This window comes from Vibrio sp. EJY3 (assembly GCF_000241385.1).
In the GTDB taxonomy this organism is placed as follows: Bacteria; Pseudomonadota; Gammaproteobacteria; order Enterobacterales; family Vibrionaceae; genus Vibrio; species Vibrio natriegens.
Map to the genome: position 1 here is coordinate 1486205 of NC_016613.1, position 19914 is coordinate 1506118.

The 19914-nt window shown below is 45.4% G+C and carries 17 protein-coding genes; 1 reads left to right on the forward strand and 16 read right to left on the reverse strand.

The annotated features are described in order from the left end of the window. Positions 1-3 precede the first annotated feature (3 nt). The 16 genes from VEJY3_RS06790 to VEJY3_RS06860 all read right to left on the reverse strand — a co-directional run bounded on the left by VEJY3_RS06790 (position 4) and on the right by VEJY3_RS06860 (position 19236). Entirely contained in the window at positions 4-3807 is a 3804-nt protein-coding gene (locus VEJY3_RS06790) for a contractile injection system tape measure protein (protein WP_014231698.1), read from the reverse strand. Then, positions 3804-6173, reverse strand: coding sequence for a hypothetical protein (locus tag VEJY3_RS06795; RefSeq protein ID WP_014231699.1), 2370 nt, complete (start codon positions 6171-6173; stop codon positions 3804-3806). The genes VEJY3_RS06790 and VEJY3_RS06795 overlap by 4 nt, the downstream gene beginning before the upstream one ends. Positions 6174-6175: 2 nt before the next feature. Continuing rightward, entirely contained in the window at positions 6176-7003 is an 828-nt protein-coding gene (locus VEJY3_RS06800) for a hypothetical protein (protein WP_014231700.1), read from the reverse strand. 2 nt (positions 7004-7005) lie between these two features. After that, positions 7006-11040, reverse strand: coding sequence for a hypothetical protein (locus VEJY3_RS06805; protein ID WP_014231701.1), 4035 nt, complete (start codon positions 11038-11040; stop codon positions 7006-7008). Further along, on the reverse strand, positions 11037-11486 hold the full coding sequence (locus VEJY3_RS06810; protein ID WP_014231702.1) for a GPW/gp25 family protein: 450 nt from the start codon (positions 11484-11486) through the stop codon (positions 11037-11039). The genes VEJY3_RS06805 and VEJY3_RS06810 overlap by 4 nt, the downstream gene beginning before the upstream one ends. Before the next feature lie 24 nt (positions 11487-11510). Next, entirely contained in the window at positions 11511-11810 is a 300-nt protein-coding gene (locus VEJY3_RS06815; RefSeq protein WP_014231703.1) for a PAAR domain-containing protein, read from the reverse strand. 25 nt (positions 11811-11835) lie between these two features. Continuing rightward, on the reverse strand, positions 11836-12753 hold the full coding sequence (gene vgrG / locus VEJY3_RS25895) for a type VI secretion system tip protein VgrG (RefSeq protein WP_202796678.1): 918 nt from the start codon (positions 12751-12753) through the stop codon (positions 11836-11838). Positions 12754-12810: 57 nt separating this feature from the next. Beyond that, positions 12811-13629 carry a phage late control D family protein gene (locus tag VEJY3_RS25900; protein WP_202796679.1) on the reverse strand — a complete coding sequence of 273 codons (819 nt, stop codon included), beginning with the start codon at positions 13627-13629 and terminating at the stop codon, positions 12811-12813. Between the two features lie 12 nt (positions 13630-13641). Continuing rightward, the gene (locus VEJY3_RS06825) at positions 13642-14307 is read right to left on the reverse strand and encodes a hypothetical protein (RefSeq protein ID WP_014231704.1); all 666 of its coding nucleotides are present in this window, start codon (positions 14305-14307) and stop codon (positions 13642-13644) included. A gap of 2 nt (positions 14308-14309) precedes the next feature. Next, entirely contained in the window at positions 14310-14516 is a 207-nt protein-coding gene (locus VEJY3_RS06830) for a DUF5908 family protein (protein WP_014231705.1), read from the reverse strand. 22 nt (positions 14517-14538) lie between these two features. Continuing rightward, on the reverse strand, positions 14539-14982 hold the full coding sequence (locus VEJY3_RS06835) for a phage tail protein (RefSeq protein WP_014231706.1): 444 nt from the start codon (positions 14980-14982) through the stop codon (positions 14539-14541). An 85-nt stretch (positions 14983-15067) separates the two neighbouring features. Further along, positions 15068-15547, reverse strand: coding sequence for a phage tail protein (locus VEJY3_RS06840; protein ID WP_014231707.1), 480 nt, complete (start codon positions 15545-15547; stop codon positions 15068-15070). A gap of 82 nt (positions 15548-15629) precedes the next feature. Then, positions 15630-17183: a phage tail sheath C-terminal domain-containing protein gene (locus VEJY3_RS06845; RefSeq protein WP_014231708.1), complete on the reverse strand. Its 1554-nt coding sequence runs from the start codon at positions 17181-17183 to the stop codon at positions 15630-15632. A 226-nt stretch (positions 17184-17409) separates the two neighbouring features. Next, positions 17410-18216 (reverse strand): hypothetical protein, encoded by an 807-nt coding sequence (locus VEJY3_RS06850; RefSeq protein WP_014231709.1) that lies wholly within the window; start codon positions 18214-18216, stop codon positions 17410-17412. Next, positions 18216-18800, reverse strand: coding sequence for a DUF4255 domain-containing protein (locus tag VEJY3_RS06855; protein ID WP_014231710.1), 585 nt, complete (start codon positions 18798-18800; stop codon positions 18216-18218). Before VEJY3_RS06855 ends, VEJY3_RS06850 begins: the two co-directional genes overlap by 1 nt. A 205-nt stretch (positions 18801-19005) precedes the next feature. Further along, entirely contained in the window at positions 19006-19236 is a 231-nt protein-coding gene (locus VEJY3_RS06860; protein WP_014231711.1) for a PAS factor family protein, read from the reverse strand. A 278-nt stretch (positions 19237-19514) separates the two neighbouring features. Here VEJY3_RS06860 and VEJY3_RS06865 point away from each other — a divergent pair, with 278 nt between their 5' ends. Beyond that, positions 19515-19874, forward strand: a complete 360-nt coding sequence (locus tag VEJY3_RS06865) for a hypothetical protein (protein ID WP_014231712.1) — start codon at positions 19515-19517, stop codon at positions 19872-19874. Positions 19875-19914: the final 40 nt, after the last annotated feature.

Sequence of the window (19914 nt, forward strand, 5' to 3'; positions counted from 1 at the left end):
TCCTCACCGCCACGTGACAAACAGAGGTTTGTCCATCCATGGGAATTTGATGGTTTGGAAGCTCCAGGGAATTTGGTCTAACAGCATGTCAAATGCACCGGGAATTACGCTAAGTTGCCACTGTTTTTCTTCGTCTAATAGTTGGCCTTCACGTTGTATAAAAGTTGTTCTCAAGCCTTCTATCGAAGTTGAACCAAGGGAGTTCCAGTGACTAATAATTGCATTGAGCAGACCATCAATTATCGAAATAGCCTCACTTGGTAAATCCACTTGGCTGGGGATAGGAGTACTTATCGGTATGCCACATAAAATCTTATTTAGTGGCAGCAAGTACTCAGGTGCTTCGCTTCGACCATCAACCAAATACTGCAGATAAAACAGCGCTTGGTATTTAGCTTTCTCACTGGCGAAGACTTTTCCGTCCGTGAGGTTGAGTCGTTGAAACAAAGTGGGGATATAAGTGGACGCGAGCACTAAGCCTGCATTATTGATGCTTATGGGCTCTGATTTTTTGTTCTCTTTTTCATTTGGATCTTTCCACAATAACGGCTTGCTTTTCCTCTCTGAACGGCTTGGTTCTATTTTGTTTTCTATTGAGCTATAGAGACGTTGAACTTGCGGTTGTGAACGGTCGAGACTGGCTGGTGGAGCTGGAGCTGTGAACTTCAAAGTTGAGGTGTCGCGACTTATCTCTTCTAACAGCGGGAATAGTGTTGATTGGCGGGATAAGTTAAGTTTCTCTGCTAACTGTTTTGTCTTGTCACTTTTATCATCGTCTTCGAGTTTATCCATAATGACTGGATAAGCAGTGAGGTCGTTGAGCACTACATGCAGCAATTGAACCGCACTTGCTGTTATTCCCTGAAGCAACAAACGGTGATAGATGACACGCCAAAATACCTGTTTCCATTTTTGTGTATTTCCCATCAACACAGAAAACGTCTGATATAGGCTAACCATGACGGGCACGAAATTTGTGTATTGTTTTGCGAATACTTGAAAGTGATAGTGGTCGGTCAGTCCGTCTATCCAACTCGCGAGCTTTTCTGGATTGAGTAGCTCCGCAGACAGACGCGTCCATAATGCGTGATGATCGAGATTCAGTGCCAGTTCTAACTTGGTTTCATCAATTTGACTCGATTGCAGAAAATCCCAATTCGTAATGTGCGCGATTGTGTCGTTTTGTGTGCTCGATGCTGAATGCCCCCGGAAATGTTGAGACGAAGAAATATCGGTTCCAGATGTTCGTTCCATTAACACCTGTTCAAGCACAGCTTGAATGCTGCCGTTCGTTATTCGAGAGCCATTGAGCCGTTCAGAATTGTGTTTACCTTTGTTCACCATTGTTTGAACAAGTTGGGCGACTTCTATTTGGAAGTGATTGCTCAATGTTAAAAGAATGGAACGCAGTGCTGTTTCTGCTGAGAAGGATAGCCCTGTCTGAGTTAGCGAAGCTTCCCATATCCATTGCCAAATCAGTCTATCAATCGATGACCTGATGCTGGTTTTTGGATGATGAGTCAATTCATGAATCGAATCTGCTATCCATGAGCGGATAGAGAGAACATCAAACGCAACGGTTGATAAGTCTTTATTCGCCAGAGTGAGTAACTGGAAAAGCGTTTGCTCGTCAAAGTGTTGAATCCACCGTTTTCTTATCTTGTTTGACTGGCTTAACTTAATAATCACCGCCGTAAGTGATTTAGCATCAAGAGAAGAACGCGCAGTTTTCAATAGCCGTTGCCACTGTTCGGGCTTCCCGTCTGCCAGAGCCTGAATCACTTCAACAGGAACATTTATGTGGCTCGAAATAACGCTGTTTAACCAGTGTTGGTTAGCCTGAAGAGGAGTATCAGCATCTTGTGGAGTCTCTAAAGACAAATTGTGATTGGTACTCTTTAATGCGGGTAAAAGAGAACGTAACGATTGCACGAGCCGGTAGTTAGTTTGAGTATTTAACGAAGACAGCAGCGATTGAACCAAGTCGAGATGGTGTATATTTCGGCGCGAAGCAATTTGATGAGTGAGGGACAACAAGTAACTGCGTTTATTAAACTCACTGCCACGCTCAACCAGCAAATAGCTGAGGGTAAATTGCCACAAGCTGCTGCGTAGAGCATGGTCTTCAACTGGCTTTGACTCAGTTTCCGTTATGATCGTCCTCTCTAGATGATGACGGTTGGAAATGATGTCGTGAACCACTTCGTTCGCTCGTGGTTCAATAATGTCGATGAATCGAAATAGAGTGGTATCGGAATAGTGTTCGCTCCAATGCTGGCGTACGGCGGCGAGTTGGCCGATCCAAAGCAATAATCCTTTGATAAAGCGACGTTCGTCAGGTAATGCGCGGAGCAAGCTTTTTTCATCTCCATGTTGGAGGATCAGTAAGAGGGCATTTAGCGAGTCTGATTTACTTGTGTTGGTTGAAACTCGCGTGTGGTCTTGAGCAAGTGTATGCCATGAGATTTGGGTTTCGTATGCCGCTTTGTCTGTATCGCTAAGTGATGTTTTGTCCGTGCTATCACCGAAAATGTCGGGTTCTATAGCATCCAGTAATTTCATCATTTGCTGTCTTAGCGCACTATCGATACCAGTCATCTGGAGCCTGTTACGAAGATCTGAAAATAACGCCGATGCTTTGAGGTTATGCATGGCGGCCATTTTTACGATCACGCTTTTCATGTACTGCTGTTTATTGAAGTGGCTGCCACGCTCGACCAGCACGTAATGGAAAGTGAAGTGCCACAGTTGCAGCGTCACTTGTTGGTTTGATACGGCAGAATAAACGGCTGTTGAAGTGGTTGCAGGGGCTGAATTCTTCGCAAGCAGCCATAGCTGAGGGCGAGACAAGAGTTGGGCTAAAAATGGATAATGCAATGGCTCTAAACGTTCTAGTAAAGAGAAACGTCTATTTTCGTCGAGAGACCGGATCAAAAGCAGGGGTAAACGTGGGTCTTTGCTGTGTTTACCCAACGCAAAAAGAATACTCGATGCGTATCGTTCCATGAGTCGATCCCAATGCGGTAGCAATGCAGACAAATTACGGTTCGAAATCGCGGTATCAACATAGTGGTTCCAGTGATTGGAGAGCTGGGTTTTCAGGCCTGAATCATGGTGAATGCCACCTGTTTCCAGTAACGCAATCATTACCGCGAGACGGTTTTTATCGCTCAACAGCGGTAAGAGCTTCGTTAGTGATTTCTCAGGAAGTTGCATTGCCAATCTTAGACAGAGGGTTTCAGAGTTATCCGAGAACTCGAGAGCATTGTTTATGCGGTGTGGAGCGTTGAGCAGAGCCTCTATTACCCCGGTTTCGGACAGTTGCTGTTGATATTTAAACGGCCACGCGAGTTGTCCTGTTTCGATAAAATGCCACGCTTGTTGCCAGCGATAGTCACTGAGTTCATGTTGGTTCGCGCCGTTCTCGATACTTTCACTGACTTGGTTCTTCGACATGTGAATGTTCGATTTTCGCATCCTGGACGAAGCATCCACGCTCGTTTCTCGGTAAAGCTCTTGGTACAGCAGCCTTAAGATCTGCGTTTGCAGGGCAGGGCGTAGGTTTGTACTCGCAATATCGCCAGTATCGAGCTCAATTTTATCAATGCAAATAACGATTTCCGGTGAGCAAATCTGGTTAAGAAGTTCATCCATCGAAGGCAGAAGATCGTTTATTAGCCAATGATACGCCTCCGCTTCAAACTGTTCTGCAGCGACCGCGTTATCAAACTCGATATCAAGCTCTACTTGTTTGAACAAGTGGGTTTGAGTTTCAGGTTTCGACGCTATTTTGTCTGCTTTGATCATAAGATTAGCGCCTCCTGCGCGGCATCTGGTTTTTGCAGGAACGTTAATAGGTTCTTCGCCATCTCATCGCATTGTTGCTTATCCTCATTACTATTTAGTTGGATGGTTAAGGCTTTTTGTTTTCTCCATGCGTGATACAGATCTTCAAACTCAGAAAAGGCATTGAAATTTAGCCACATTAAGTGAACACAGAGATGAGCCGGAGTATTCGTTCTGATCAGTTGCGCCACTTGTTGTCGGAACAAAGGACTGCGGTGACGGGCGGTGAATCCCGGTATAACCACGCAGACCTGATTGGCCAGCGATTCAATGTCGCTTTCGGGATGGCGGAGTGTGATTGGCTCCACCACGTGCAGTGTTTCTGTCTGCTGATTGATTTCGACCAGCCACGCTTGCAACCAATGGCAAAAACGTATCAGCTTTTGTTTGTGGTTGTAACGCCCTATGTATAGCCAACGTTTCTCTTCGTTTGTTCCAATGTCAAAGAAGAGTCGGTAGTCTCCCGTTCTTGCGCGTTTGAGTATCCGGTAGCGTTGATTGTCGATGCCAAATTGCAACAGCGATTCAGGTAGCGTTTGAGCATCTAATGCGTAGACCGAAGCGCGAATTTGACGTTTTTGCTGAGTAGAAAGTGATATTTTCTCCTGGCTTTCCGGTAGCGTTTCGAGGTTGGGTAAGACGGTTTCTTTGAGTTCGAAAACCGCTTTTTGTCCCATATCGCTGCTTAGATAGTCTTCGTCAGAGACGATATTCAAAAGGTAGCGACTGATATTGAGGTTTGTCCCCTCATCTTCATTATTCAAGTCGTTCATGCCGAGCAGAATCGATAACCTTTGTTGGTATCCGCCGGTGTGACTCGGGTTAAGCAAGTTATTACCCAAACCGCGCTGATTACTAATGGTTGCGATGTTGCGAATAAATCGCTGTTTGTGTTCTAGCAACAGCCAATCAATATCTTGCTCTCTACAATATGGGTTAAACGCACGATGAAGCGTATCGGGATACTGTTCGCCATAAAGTGCGATCAGGTAATCATAGATTCGACCTTTACGCTCCGGAAAATTATCGAACTCGGATTGCAGCGCTTGCAGTTTCGACTTTGCGTCGGCAGGGTAATGGCTGTTGATATCGTTGAATTCTTGAGGCGTCAGCGTGTGGACATGGTAGCTGGTGGGTTGACTCAATGAAGTAGAAAACAGCTCGGGCAGCTTTGTCAGATCCTCACAAAAATTGGCCATCAATTGATCAAACAGCAACAGGTAACTGCGCAATTGATGACGCTGTGCCTGAGATTTTGGATCATAGCCAGTATTGGTTTTTGTGGCTAATTGATAGTTTCGCGGGAATAAGGTTTGGATGGAGTCGTAGCCACTGAGATCGCGATGATGACCGGATGGGAGTGGCATTGCTGTCGTTAAATGCTGACGCTGTATGGTTTGCTGCTGCAATTGTTGCTCAATTTGAATGACCACATCGGCAACGTCAAGAGCGACGAGATGTTGGTTTTGTACAATCTCAAGGCGAATATCTGAATCGGCTTCTGGCATGATTAAACTGGCGTACTCAGGAATCTCTGATATTGCCACGATGGGTTCATCTGGGTGTGTTTCCGCTTCGAACCTGATACCACTCACTTGTTGAATGCTGGCACTGCTTAGAATTAGATCTTCAAGCTCACTTAAGTCTCCGTTGGTTCTTTGTCTCAACCAATGCGCACACTGATAATAGATGTTAGCGGCTATCTGATTTGCATCGACTCCATCATTACTTATCTCGATAGTGGCTGCCAGATGAATGCAAGTTTCTCCAATAACATTTACTTCTTCGATGTCTTCACCTAATCCTCTTATCTGGTGGTAGGTTTGAAGAATACTTTGTATGGTAGGGTCGTTTTTTTCCGGATTGGAATCCTCGTCCTTGGTTTGCATAGCATGTTGCTGGCGTCGAAAGAAACGTTGTAATAACCCGGAAATCTGATAAAGGCCCAAGTGTGGGTATTGTTCTGAGCCTTGAAACCAAACTTGCTCCAGTTGCGGCGTTGTTCTGACAATAAAGTCCTGATATTCGCCCGGTATTTGAGGCGGGGCAGATAACACTTCATCGGGACGAGCTAACCCGTAATACGGATAATCAATGCGACCGTAATCGTCGGCCAAGAGATCGCATACGGCAAAATCACTGCGATAGATAATATCGGTAAGCGCAAAACAGACCTGTTCCAGAATGGTGACGCCAGGATCGTGGGTGTTGTAGTCTGTCCAGACTTTGCCACCTAATTGTTGGATATAGGTAATACCAAGCTGGAACAAGCGTTCAAACTTATCCGGGTCGTTTTGATGTTCTTGCTTCGATATGGTCACTGACATAATCAGGCCTGTTTATCCTCTTGGACAATCTCGCAATTGGTCATGTAGTCGTCATCCCATAATTTCGTGATGTGATAGCGAATGTATCGGTTATCTCCATAACTGGTGTTGGTTCGAATTTGCAGTCGATAAGGTCGCTTCGTGCCTTTTTCAGTTTCATGCAGCCACCTCAGTTTTAACTTGTCCGCAGGAGAGCGAAAGAATGCGTGTTGCGCTTTTATTGGATTTTTTCTTCGCCATTGCCACCACCAGTGATTCGGCGCGCATGTATTAATGGCGATCGCGTGGAGCATCGCATATCGGCCAGTGTGTCGGATGCCGATGCCCGCGACCACTTCAAGCATTTGGCAACCCTCTAATGTTTCCGTGATGTCGTGCCATTTTCCGTCAGCAGGAATCAGAGCGTCGACCGTTTCTGTTCCGCGTCGGCCTTGTGAAGAAACGGTGCCTTTTATATCGAGCTCGTGTTCTGGCGTTTCGGTTTTTATCCCGACATTACCACTCGGAGTCAGCGTCAAATTGGTTTCGGGAGCGTCATCCTCATCTGAATCCGTAACATTGGCGAGTGGGTTAGCCTTAAAATGCAAGTTGGTGGTCTTCGCGGCTAAACCTACGTGCCAAAGAGCAGTATTGCGATCACTTTGCTGATAAAAACTCAGTAAGTGCTCCTGATCTAAAGCGGTCAATTGCAAGCCAGTTGCAGGCGGTTTCTCAAATCCATCTTCAACCTGATTGACGCAGGAGTCGATCAAGTCCGCGAAATGCTCCGCAGAGGGCATATTGCCGGGTTGGAAAAAGTTTTTGAGTGTACTTCTATTGCGTTTTGGCATAGTTAATCCGTCCCCTTATGATGCTGAACAGGCGTCTCTTCACCGTTATGTGATGATTGGGGCTGAGTGTTGATGATGAACTCTTCGCCGATAACAAGGTCTCCTACACCGGCAGGAACCGGTGCCGCTTGCTGATGCTTGGGTGCAATGGTGATGAAATGGTGCTGAGATGGCACCAATAAATACCATGGAAGTTCTGCGCCGATGGGTTCTTCAGTACGTGCGCTGTCTTGTAAGTGATACTTGCTGGTTGAATGATGGCTTATTTTAAGTACTGACAGACCACTGACGCTGGTCACCTGTTTTTGTTTACCGATGAATGCGGCTAATTTTGACAGCGATAACTGCCATCCCAAACCCATGTTCATACCTTCGCTGTTCCAGGGGCAAAGCGTCTGCATGATGGCGTACTCCAACTGACGTAACGCTAATCCATGGTGGGTACCTTCAGTGAACGTTACAGAACAGCGAACTTGTAGCGTTTCATATCCGGGGTTGCGGACATCAATTTGAGTGTGGGCACGGGCGATAGTGCTAAGGTAATCACGTATTGCGATAAGCGTGGTTGAATCGATGTAACGCTGCTGACAAGGGTTGTGATTGCAGTCGTTGTGCACCGGAATAACCGTGAGCAAAATATGACCGGGCTTGTGCGAGTTAGAGTTAAATTGCTTAGCTGCGAAACAGTTTACGGCGTCTATATCCGGAAACTGTTCCAGCACCAGGCGCTCATAGTCCCATGGGGTTATTGCTTTTCCTTTATGTCGTAAATGCTCACTGGTTCTCGTGACCCAATGATCAAAGGTCTCATCTGGTTTTAATTGTTGTATAGGAGTGAGTTGCGTAATGGCACCCAGATTCGCAGGCTTATTCAGACATTGCCAGGACGCAAAGGGTGGTGTTTGCGGTTCTGCATTTCGTCCGCCTTCCACTTGAATGACGTGCGTTGCAATTTGGTAACATTTTGGATATTGATCAATGCCTTGGTTTGTACTGACTCTAAGCCAATATAAATCCGACGGCATAATATTGTGCTCGGTATTGATAGCATCCGGAATATCCAACGTGATGATGCCGGACGTCAAAAATCGGTGCGTTGTGTCATGAATGATGTGTTTTGCCGGAAGCTCGACCCATTGTTCGCCCACAAGGTAATACCACTGATATTCCGTAGACGGATAAGGCGTCAACATCTTTGCTTTATCACCAAGCAGAAAATAAAGATTGAGGTAGCCTGAGAGCTCTGACGCCGTTAAGCCGATAAACAAGTGACTGTCTTCTTTGTAGTGAGCCAGGATGCGAGGATAAGCGAACTTGTGTTTTTCGTTTCGTGGATAGATTTCCACTTCACCAAATGGGTGGAGGTGGATCATTCGACACTGGGTTTTCGTCGTCATATCACCCAGCCCGACTTTGTGTCTGGCTACGTAGTTAATCGACAGACGGTTTAACATCGGGGTGTATGGCGCTTTTGGCAAAGGTTGCTGTTTTTTCGATTTCGCATTCGCCGTCAGTGTCTTGCTCAAAAGCAATCCATATTGATCGTGCCCAAAAGCATCCATTGGTGTCACCAGGGTGATCTTAAACAGACCATTACGAATATTTGACTGAGGGCTGTATGGTGTCTGGGGCCACGTTTGAGTCGTTGGCGTATAGCTGTTACTAATATTGCCAAACGTTAAAATATTCTCGCGATCCAGTGCGCCGTCTTGCGGTGAAAACAAACTTTGTGGGCCATCATCTGTCGTATCCCAGCGCCCGTTATTCAGTACTTCAGTTACCACTTTGAAACTATGGTTTCGATAAGGGAAAGGATACTCATTGTAGTGGTCACGGAACCCATCACTTCCCTGTGGTAACCCAGACCAATCGAGGTGATAAGTGAGCTGCTTGAGATGCTTGATGGCGAATTCTTTGCTTGCGACAACCAAATAGGAGCCATCTTTGGGTTGGGCACCAAGTGGCAAGAAGGGGCGGCTTGGATCGGCCTGACCATCCTGATTAAACAGCTGTACTTGAGTTGCTCCTTTTACACGGCATTCCATCAAAAGCTGAGCGAATTCAAAATCGCGGAAGATAGTGTAGGGGAAGCAATTACTCTGCGCTTTTAAACACAGCTTTAATGCTGGCGCAGTAAAATTCCATTTCGAGTTGTGAATGGCTGGGGTAGGCACTTTTGTCGCGGGGAAACCCGGTTCAAGCTGGATATGTAGACCAAACCCCATGGTAAAGTCGCTGTCATTTTCAATCGGAATGATCTGAGCACAATCGACGAGCTGCCATCCTTCTTCAGTGGAAATGGCGACATCAAATATCTCTTCAAATAATTGGTAAAAGGTCTGAATACGCGAATAACCGAGCAGTAAGTTTACCGTCGCGTTGACCGACTCATCGAGAACATACTCGTCAATCAGCTGCTCAGTCAGTGACTTGATCTTGTTAATGTCTTCTTCTGATAGCCACTCAACGTGATTTAATGCGTAACGTGACACTAACTGGCCAAGCACGCGGAAAAATCGCTCTTTTTGCTCCATGGCGTGGAGATTTTGGGTGGGTTTTGACGCGACTTCCTCTAGCAGCGCGAGTAATACACCACGATACACCGCGCGAAGTTGCTGAGTCGGCTCTCTGTCGGCCAACTGCAAAATCCTATCATCGTCAACTTTGTCGACAAGCGCTTTGCTTTGTATTTCGTACAGCCAATTTCCAATCACAGGCACTTGCAATAAAACGATTTCATTAACAACGGCTTCAAGCGCATCTCTCAACTTACTGGACTCTTGCGAGTGTTCCTGATCATGTTCGATATAGAGCTGAGATAATCTTTGATACACAATGCCATTGCCCACTTCTTGAAGTTGAAATTGTAAAGTGAGCTCTCGATGACCTTCAGCCAAAGAGAGTATTGGATCTGAAATCACCAGTCCAAGATGCTTCTCAAGGCTGTCATCATCAATCTGGTGGCTACCAAACATCTTGAACGCTTGGGTATTGTCACTTTGAGCACCTGTCTGCATCGGATCGAGCTCAATTTTCTGACGACTAATACCAGAATTAAAACCGAGCTCTTTTTCTGGAGAAATCAGAGGATCACGGCGAAGTGTAAAACCGAACGCCTTTTTCACTTCCGCATCGGTCACTGACATAGCGTAGTTGGTGCGAAATTCTATCGGCTCAAACGTTGCTGTATTGCCGGGAGTGAAGGCTTGCCCTTTGTTGATGATCACGGGCGTCTTGCTCGCTTTGCCTTGAGATAATTTGAGAAAGACAGGCGCTTCCTCTGCACTTTGCGGATACTGGTTCAAAACGTCTTGGTAATAAAACAGAAGATGTTTATGAGTAAACTGATTAATTTTGTTTTGAGCACGCTTAAAAAGTTTTAAAAAGCTGAGAAACAGAGCAAGCTGTGGAGGGTGCTCACCATGATGCAGAGATTGTTCGAACGTATCATGACAGTCTTGCTTTAAGGACTCAATCAACACCAGAATCTTAGACAGACAATGTTGTGCTTCCTCTTTGATGTTGGTTAAGTGAGCCGCTTGTTTTTCGCTCTGGGATGAATCAGATAGTTTCCACAAAGGGTCGAGATGCTCGTATTTATTGATGAGGTTTTTGGGTGTGCAATTAAATAGTTGTTGTAATGGGGCATTAAGTTGAGCCTGATAGCGGTTGAGCAGGCGAAGTTTTAACTCGTAGCTTATTTCTGGTGTGCTCGGTAAGTGTCGGTACCAGCTGTTTAACACAGTAAAAAGGTGAAGAATAAATTCTAGCGTTTGCTCTTCATCCAGACACTGTGCTTGTTTGAACTGACGTTTTAATGCTGCTTCATCCATGCTTAGTATTGCAGCACAAACCACCAATTCATTTTGTTCAAACATCGCACTCCAATTCCCTTTTATCTGCTTGTTCTCATCCATATAAGGAACAAGCTCGGCAAACTTTTTCGCCCATAGGATGAGCTGTTCGAAGCTGAGCTCGTAGGGCTGAAAGAAGTGAGGGCTAAGTGCAACGTTACCTCGTTCGTTTTGTTGCGTCATAAAGCATCTCCCGAACCGAGATCAGGCAGAAGATCAGGGCTAACCAGGGTGCCTTCTTGCAGATAAAACGGATACACCATGTTGTCTCGCGTGTTGGTGGTGACTATCTGATAATCAAGCTCAATCATTATTTTCCCGTTTAGCGGAACGGGCGTCAGCGTTAACGAATCCAGGTCAATACGTGATTCAAACAGCAATATCGACTGCCGAATCTCGTATTCCATTTCAGTCAATGTTGTTTTTGTTAGTTCATCAAAAACAAAACGGTTAATTCGGCACCCAAACTCAGGGTGCATCAGGCGTTCGCCGGGTGAGGTGGATAAAAGGATCGCAAGGCTCTGTTTGATGTCTTTTTCGTTACTGCACAGTTCGACCGAGCAGTTGTCGGAGGTAAAGGTGGGAGGAAACGCCCAACCAGTCCCCAAGAATCCATTGTCTCTGTCCATAATCCAGTCCCTTTACATTGAAAACTAACCGCCAATGATCACTGTGAAGCAACCCATCGCAACATTGCCACCGTGGTTTGTGCTGTCACCAATTCTTGCTGCGGGTTTTCCGCCAATCATCACGGTCGCCGAACCCTTTATTATGGTGGATGGGGGGCCGACACATGTGCATGAATCACCAACGACCGAGGCGGGTATTTTCCCGATCAACACCGTGGGTACGCCAGGCCCAATCACCGGACCTCCGACATGGGGAACGGGAGGAACGCCTGGCGTGGCCATTGGACAGACGTGCATATCGGTAATTCTTGCTGCTGGTGGCATGTTGATGTCCTCTTTAAATCAGTCGTTAATTGATATTGACGATTGCGCCTTTAATGGTTGTATTCCCTGAAGCAGACAGTTCTGCACTGGCAGAGCCTTTGGCGGTTAACGAAGTGGTGGCGTCTGCTGAAACGTTCATTCCCTTTATATTGGTGTCTCCCGTCGCTTCGATACTGGTATCACCGGTTGATTTCAGCGAAATGTTTCCCCCCGCCGATATGGTTATGTCTTTAGGGGAATCCAACGTGATTCCACTGTCGTCTAAAGTGACGGTGTTGCTGTTTTGATCGGCGAGCGTAATGGACTTTTCATCGTCACTAATGGTGATCGAATTTTCACCGGGCGTAGTGATGGTGATGATCTTCTTGTCATCGTCGAACTCTATTTTGAGTTTGTTTTTAGTCACTATCGCTTTGGTGTAGTTCTCTTGGGTGAGCTCATAGGGCATCGCTTTTTTACTGCTGTACAAACTGCCGAGAATGATTGGCTGGCCGGGATCTTGGTTGATGTAACCGAGCACGACCTCATCGTCGATTTCCGGAATAAAAAAGTTGCCACTTTCGTTAGTCGCGTAGTAACTGGAAAGCCTTGCCCAAACCTCGTTATTGGTATCACCTAATGCGGGTACTTTTACTTTGATTCGATATTGGGTTTCTGGGTCTTCATTGAGCTGAGTTACTACGCCGATCTGTAAACCGTCCACGGGAGGAAGCCATCCCGAGGCGGGTGGGGCACCGAGGTCACGATGCTCTGCAGACCATACCGGAGCAAGCCCTAAGTCAACGGTCGTTAGCCACTGACCTTGCTCGATTCTGTGATGTATCGCGCCGATATAGTGAGAGCCGTTGAATCGATCGCCAACGCCTGCTAACTCGATAAGACTATTAATTTGCGCCTTTGCATTACCTTGAAATGTGACAGTGCCACGTACTTTGGCAAGCATCGACTTCGCACGTTGTCCTTTTGCCCAGTTGGTCAGGCTGTCCTGGGTGTAACTGGCTCAGGTTTGCATTCGATATTCACTAATACCTAGCACGTTTGCCAGTTCGCTGGCTGATAAATTTCCCTGATTACTAATCTCGCTCGCTGCAGATTGTTGCGATAGCATTGCCTGTGTACTTGGGTCCCAGGCGGTACTGGTTACACTACTAAATTGATAACGTGCGTCGACTTCCGCACAGAAATTGATCAGGTCAGTGCCGTAGGTAACGACAAGTGCCGCAGGATCACTAACGGAAGGAGCCTCTACCGAAAGTTTGTTTTGCTGGTTTGCTACTACCAAGCCATTTGCTTCAGCACGAGTCAGCATAAAGTCCCAGTCACTGCAGTTAAACTGAACCAGTTCGTCGTGTTCAACAGACGTACTGTCTACGCTGTCAGCCGTGATACTTGAGTAGTTGCTAATAAGAGAATTTATGATGTCGCTGTCTTTTTGCTTCAAATAGCATTGGCTTTTTCTCGCTATCGTCATGGCAACCGCTTGATCTTTGCATGTCACATTGAGCGTGGTTTGGTTGTTTTCGCTGATGCGAATAGAATGATTGGTCACCACGCCTTCGAAGATGGTTTCGTCTTCCGTTCCGTAGCCGGCATCGATAGTGATCGTTGACCCTGGCTTAAATGTGTTTCCTGAGCTGACTTCAAAAGTTTGATCAGCGATGTCTCCGTCACGGATCTCAAGCTCTGCATAGGCAATATGGTTTACCTGATAAAAAACATTGACCGAGATAATGCCAATTGAACTCTCAATGACATTGCCATTTGATTTGATGCTTAACGTGACAATGTCACTATTGGTCTCGGTGGGAGATGCTGCCATGTCGCCTCACTTTTAGCTCAGAGGTGGAAAATAGAGCTTGGTCCCAGGGGCAATGTTTCGCACACTGGGTAATTGGTTGTATGCCGCCACTTTGGAATAGTAGGAGCTGTCTTTGTAAATTTGATGGCAAAGTCCCGGTAAGGTGTCACCCGCTTTAAAAACGACATGATGTGTCAGATCGGGGGAGGACTTTTTGGCAAGTGCTTCTTTCTCTTGCTCAGTGAGAAATTGAGTAAAGTTTAGTGCAGCGGTTGCGCGTAAAGGAACACCACTTGAATCAAAAAGTACGTAAGAGACAGACATGGACGTGAGGCGTCCACGAAAGCTAAGCGCCGTGCCCCAACTGATTTTGACAGGGTTCGGTTCGTGCTGCTTTCCGTTATAGTCGTAGATCACTTTCCGAAGCAGAGTCAGCAGGTCTTGAACGGACTTTCCTTTTTTATACTCAACCACACCCGTAGCATCGATCATTATTTCAAAACTGAGTTTCTCACTTTGGTATCCCTGAAACTGCACTGTCGGCGCTATATCGCCCTGAGATTGTCGGTGTTTGCAAGGGTCGTCGGTATATCCAATGCCATAATCCTGCTTGATGGAATTTGGATTAAGCATGGCATTAAAAGTGGTTGCGGTATTACCGGAAGCTGCAATCGACTCAATTTTTAGCTTATCGACCATGCTTATCGCTCTCTGTTTTCTTGTTGGAGTTTACGGTGCATCCATTTTATGGTTTGGAATTGCGCCGTGTGTTGAGAAGAAACCTCGGAGAGAGCTCCTGTGTCTTTATCCGCGCCCTCACATTGGTGCTCCTTTTTTTGTTTCGACGATTTTTTTTCTTCAGTCGTGACATTGGAACGAATCGACATTTGTTTGATTTCTATAGGCATACGTTAGTCACCTCTTGAACGGCTATTTTGTGCGGCTTGCTCTGCTGTAACAGATCTCAACTTCTTCAATCGCAACGTCATTTTTCGTCGAGTTGAACCCTTCAACTCGCCATTTAACGGGGTAGGCGTTATAGAGAACCCATACCCGGCATGGAGAGCCTTTTTCATCAAGCAATCGGACCGAGACCGTTTTTGGGACGATTGCTTTGGACAGTTGTGCTTCAAGCGTGTCCTGACACCATTTCACCAATGCCGAACTGGAATCAGCGATACCCCGCTTTAGCGTCAGATTAGAGTGTTTGATCACTTTAGGTAGGTGATAGACCAGATTATTGCCGCCTTCCTGATAGTCTTCGGTATCTATTTGAGCTTCTAAACCAGAGATTTCCTGAAACGCAGAATCATCTTGGTTGTTACCGATCACTACGCTGAAGTAAAACGCGGGTAGGGGCCATTCATCTGCCATAAGCTCTGATCTCCAATAACGCTTTGTATGCCACAAACTGGCTTGGTTAACGCATCAAGCACGATAACCAAGCCAATGAGTTGCACTATGAGGTTGTGATTTCTAACCCTTCATGTGCCAGTTCTATGGTTTCTACGGCAACCTCATTACCGTCGGATTTCAAGTCGGTGCCTGTTACTTTTGTTGGCCACGCATTTTTTAGTTTCCAGCTCATCACCACACCACTATCTTGATCAAGTAAGTTGATGGTGACGGCGGTTCGAGCAATAGTGTTCATTTGGATCTTACTAAACCAGTCATAGAACTTGTTATCACTCTTAAAAATGCCTTTTTTCAAAGTGACGTTACTGGTTTTCACTAGCCCCGGCATCTTGATCGTCGAGAACACTTTGCTGTTGCCTGCGCGGTATTCAATTGGTTGGGCTTCGGTATCTAGACCCGATACTTCCTGGAATGCGGCGACCATACTTGCGTCGGCACCAGCACCACCATCCCATTTGACTTCAAAATGGAATTTGGGCATCGGCCATACGGTTTCTGATTGAGCTGAACCATCATCTGCCATGGTAGTCTCCTTTCTACAATTCGTTCATAAAGTTACGAAGGACTACGGCTAAAAGCCTTCTGCGCTTTTGAGTACTAAGTAATTATGATTCTTGCATTTTTTGCTGGAAGGTAATCTCAATGAATTCAGCCGGACGACTGATGGCTACCAACACTGTAATTCTCAAAATACCTTCTAGAATATCGTCGCCGGTCATTGTTTTACCCAGCCCGACGCTAACGCTGTATGCCTCGCCAGGGGATGCCCCCGCCAGACCTCCGCGTTTCCAAATGCCGTATAGGAAGTTACCAATCATGCTTTCCATCGATACCCAGGTACTGGAGACATTCGGCTCAAAAACATAAGCCTTTGAGGCAAGTTTGATAGATTCTTCAAGCATAATCATGGTTCGACGAACGTTAATGTATCGCCAGTCAAGGCTGTTACCATCAAGTGTGCGTCCACCCCAAACTAAGGTGCCTTCACCAACAAATGGTCGAATCGCGTTAATGGATTTACCCTGAGTAGTAACGTTGAGATCTTCTTGTTCGTCATCGCTGATATTAACCGTTGGAGAGACAACGGCGTTTAGGCTGACGTTAGCAGGTGCTTTCCATACCCCTCTTGAATTATCGACCATGGTATAGATACCAGCCATTGCCGCCGCTGGAGGAAGTATGTTCTGTTGGTGCTTCACTTCCTTCATGATGGTTTGGTAAAGCGGGCTGATGGTTTGTAGTACCTTATTAAGCAGTACCTGTTCTTGATCAGGTAAGTCTGTCGCGAGCTTGGCAATTTCATCAAGCATCTGCTGTTTTCGAGTAACACGAAGTTTATTACTGCCGCTGTTTAGCTCATCATCGGAAAGGCCATCAAGATCTTTGAATGCCTCGTTGACTTCATTGGTGAGTAATTCAGAAAGCTTATCTAAGTTACTGATGTTATGGAAGTTAACATCACTGTCCTGCACGATGGAAGTATTGAGCCAAGGGTAGTATGCCGAGGAATAATCCAGATAGTTAATACCAAGTTTAGAACGGAAGTTTTCTATACAGTCACCACTTGGATCCTGACGATCTTTAAATCCTTCCCAGATATCGAGTATCGCGACTCTATTTTTCATCTTACCACCACAATGACCAAGCATGGCTTGCTGGACATTAATGCACGCATCTTCTGCCAGTTGCACACTTTCAGGGATCACGAGCATGGTAGCCTCAGGCTCTTTAATCAGCGGGTCAATTCCCCCTTTTAAAACGCCTGGGTCGAGGTCATCACTATAGCCTCCAACCGACACGATATAGCAAGGCCCACCGCCATTTTGAAAGAAAAATAGCATATTGTGATAGAGCGTATAGCGTGTATTCGATTGCTTTATCTGATAAGCCGTACCTTGTTGGCTGAAAGCGACCGCGGCACTCGCATCATCACCAGCTTCACTGATCTCAAAGGTTGGTAACGGCGCGCCACCGAAGTACTGGCGAAACTCTGACATCGAAGTGATACGCCAGGGTACTTTACTCAGCGATTTTCCGCCATTTTCAGCTTTCTCTGTATAGCCAATAAACGCTGGCACAGCAGTAGCGACCTCGACAACAGAGTTGGGGAAGGCATTTTTCTCAACTATGTAAACGCCCGGTGTTTTCATTACAACCATAGTTAAATCCTTTAAGTGAGAATTGAATGGTTACCAAATGCTCGCGATTAGCAGAGTAATACTTCACCCAGTACTGCTGTCATAGCGAGGCAGTTACTAATAAATAATGTAGTAAACAAAATGCACTGCATTTAAATTAATATTAGATGTGCAAACTGATTTTTGTATCATTAAGATTTATTTGGAATGTAAATCACTGTTTTCAATTTAAAAACAGTTTTTATCACTAGGCCAAAAAAATATGGCACAGTCGTTGAAGTTGATTATCGACTGTTTCAATTTCAATGTGAGCGGGGCTGGCGGAGGCGAGACGACGGTAAATGATTTTATGGTTGGCTTTGAGCTGAAGTGTCAAATCAGAACGGTGCAAAATGGGCAGCGAGGTATTGGAGCGGAACACTAGGCAAGGCTTATGATTGAGATGCTGTATCCCGATACTTTTAAATGTGAGTTCGCCGTTGGAGTCGATAATTTGATATTCCTTCGACTCATTGTCGGTAAAAAAATAATACTGCCAATAAGCGTAAGTGTGGCTGTAATTTAATATTACTTGTCTGTTTTCATTATAAAAATAGTCGTCATTAATTGTCAGATTTATTATTCCGACAAGGTTTTGACTTAATTCAAATTCTGAAATAGCAGCGTATTGATCACCGTTGATAATATCTTCAGCGGTCAACCATTGTTTGGGAGACACCGAAAGAGGTGACTCACTACCTAAGTGCATCTCGAATAGTGCAACCGACATCGGCGTGGACAATGGAATATCGGTATAATTACGAAATAGTGGGTCTTTACTGAATACTTTAAATTGCAATAACGCAGGAGAGTCAGGTGCAGAGATCTCTTTCAGCATGTCTATGTCTGCAACAACATATAACCCACCAAGTGTAGGCTTTAAAAACATGTAGTGATGCTTTAGCCATTGAATCGTTTCGTTTGTCGGAACCACATCAACAGGTACGCTCATACGACTGTTAGAAAAGTACTCATGATTGACCGAGAGAGCAATATAGGGAATGTAATTCGACATTATTGCTCCCGTTTTTGTAAGTTAGATTTGACGAAATTTAACGGCCCAGATTGTAGCAATATCGCTTCGCTGTTCGGGATCGCAACACGTACCTGATAGACGCATGAAGGCAGGTAATGGGAACCAAGCATGCTCCACATGTGGCTCAAGTTTGCTTCGGTGAGAGTCGCCATTTCCATCGCGATTTGTTCGACAAACTCAGGCATGTCGGGGGAGTTCTGTCGATTGAATAACGGGTTTCGATTAAAAAATGCCAGCAAATGAGACAATATTTTTAAGCCATCGGTGTAATTAGATGCAGAGAAGTTTGCAGCTACCACCACGGAAACCGCTAAAAATAGAGGCTTGTTCGATATTGCGGATCGAGAAGTGGGCTGGAAAGCGGCAATATTTCCTCCCTTGGAAAAGGGATCTCTTTCCAGGCCGCTAATAAAAATAAGCACTTTATTTTCATTAGAGCCATTACTTTGCTTATTAATATCAGAAGGGGAAGCCACAATGACTAAGTTGTCTGACAGATCAAAAGCAGAGTTTATTGACTGATTCATGCGTTCGCACAGGTACTCAAGACAGCTATCTAACATAGGTTTCTCACTCTCGGTTAAAACTTAGTTTAGCTAGATTTAATTGGATTGCTGTGCAAGTTAAACAAATTCTTTGTGGGGTCGAGATTTATTGGGTTACTTAAAAGGCGTGACGAGTAAGGGGCTGTTGAGCGGTTTTACATTGAAAAAGCAGGATTCAAAAAAGGCCCGGTTGAGATGCGGACCTTAAACAAGACAACGAAAATTACCGTTCAGGAGTTCCCAGTAATTTGATGACGCTCTCTACCGTGTTGTTAAGCGCCTCGCTGTTGTCGAGTTTACCAGAGCTTGCCGGACCAAGTGCACACGTATACAAAATCAGCTGCTTATCGAATGGCAGATCGAGCTGCTCGTATAAGTCTTGACGGATTTTGGCGTGTTGTTCTGGTTCCTGGTTTGCAAGGCTAACTAGTGTGTCATAAATAAGATTTTTCATTGTAATTACGTTTCTTATTGTTGGGGGTGCATATAGTTTAGTGGTTTGCAAGACGAAAATCCGACGCTTAGGTCACATATCAACGGGTTTAACAGGTATTGGTGTAATTAGCTGGATGAATAATTTGGTGTGATTTTTATTACTAGCAGTTTTCACTGCACAAATTGGTTCGTTTGCACTAAAGCTTAAGGGATCATTAAAGTTTTGAGCAAAATCCACCTTGAGAAGCTTCTTATGAGCTTTAATGTACTGAGGTGAGCGAAACAAAAGGTGGCAATATGTTAAGTAAACTAAACAATCGTCTTTCTACCGTGGCAGAGCACATGGCAGACCTTGAATATCAGCTTGGTACTTATCTTCAACAGGGGCAGTATTCTTGTGTCGTGCAAGGTGAAGAGGTATTTCTCGAGTATCAGCACGATCTAGAGTTTGAGAACGCCTCTGGCCAAGCGGAATCGCTATTGAGATTGTTCAATATCCCGTTGAGCGGTGACGAGAGAAAGTTGTTGGTTGAGGTGACAGGTAAGGGCAACACAACCAAACTGCACTTGAATCTATCCTGCGAGAATGAAACTGACCTCTTGCTCAAGTATGTCTGCTCCGAGCTTTTGTCTGCGTTTCGTTCATTAGCAACGTGATAAAGGGAATGCTCAAGAATAAGTGAAGGCATTGCAACAG

Excerpts from the sequence above, each read along its gene's own strand:
- vgrG (WP_202796678.1), bottom strand. The coding sequence starts at position 12,753 with ATGCTTGCCAAAGTACGTGGCACTGTCACATTTCAAGGTAATGCAAAG.
- VEJY3_RS06840 (WP_014231707.1), bottom strand. The coding sequence starts at position 15,547 with ATGGCAGATGATGGTTCAGCTCAATCAGAAACCGTATGGCCGATGCCC.
- VEJY3_RS06825 (WP_014231704.1), bottom strand. The coding sequence starts at position 14,307 with ATGGTCGATAAGCTAAAAATTGAGTCGATTGCAGCTTCCGGTAATACC.
- VEJY3_RS06835 (WP_014231706.1), bottom strand. The coding sequence starts at position 14,982 with ATGGCAGATGAATGGCCCCTACCCGCGTTTTACTTCAGCGTAGTGATC.
- VEJY3_RS06815 (WP_014231703.1), bottom strand. The coding sequence starts at position 11,810 with ATGCCACCAGCAGCAAGAATTACCGATATGCACGTCTGTCCAATGGCC.
- VEJY3_RS06795 (WP_014231699.1), bottom strand. The coding sequence starts at position 6,173 with ATGTCAGTGACCATATCGAAGCAAGAACATCAAAACGACCCGGATAAG.
- VEJY3_RS25900 (WP_202796679.1), bottom strand. The coding sequence starts at position 13,629 with ATGGCAGCATCTCCCACCGAGACCAATAGTGACATTGTCACGTTAAGC.
- VEJY3_RS06860 (WP_014231711.1), bottom strand. The coding sequence starts at position 19,236 with ATGAAAAATCTTATTTATGACACACTAGTTAGCCTTGCAAACCAGGAA.
- VEJY3_RS06855 (WP_014231710.1), bottom strand. The coding sequence starts at position 18,800 with ATGTTAGATAGCTGTCTTGAGTACCTGTGCGAACGCATGAATCAGTCA.
- VEJY3_RS06865 (WP_014231712.1), top strand. The coding sequence starts at position 19,515 with ATGTTAAGTAAACTAAACAATCGTCTTTCTACCGTGGCAGAGCACATG.
- VEJY3_RS06850 (WP_014231709.1), bottom strand. The coding sequence starts at position 18,216 with ATGTCGAATTACATTCCCTATATTGCTCTCTCGGTCAATCATGAGTAC.
- VEJY3_RS06800 (WP_014231700.1), bottom strand. The coding sequence starts at position 7,003 with ATGCCAAAACGCAATAGAAGTACACTCAAAAACTTTTTCCAACCCGGC.
- VEJY3_RS06845 (WP_014231708.1), bottom strand. The coding sequence starts at position 17,183 with ATGGTTGTAATGAAAACACCGGGCGTTTACATAGTTGAGAAAAATGCC.
- VEJY3_RS06805 (WP_014231701.1), bottom strand. The coding sequence starts at position 11,040 with ATGACGCAACAAAACGAACGAGGTAACGTTGCACTTAGCCCTCACTTC.
- VEJY3_RS06830 (WP_014231705.1), bottom strand. The coding sequence starts at position 14,516 with ATGCCTATAGAAATCAAACAAATGTCGATTCGTTCCAATGTCACGACT.
- VEJY3_RS06810 (WP_014231702.1), bottom strand. The coding sequence starts at position 11,486 with ATGGACAGAGACAATGGATTCTTGGGGACTGGTTGGGCGTTTCCTCCC.
- VEJY3_RS06790 (WP_014231698.1), bottom strand. The coding sequence starts at position 3,807 with ATGATCAAAGCAGACAAAATAGCGTCGAAACCTGAAACTCAAACCCAC.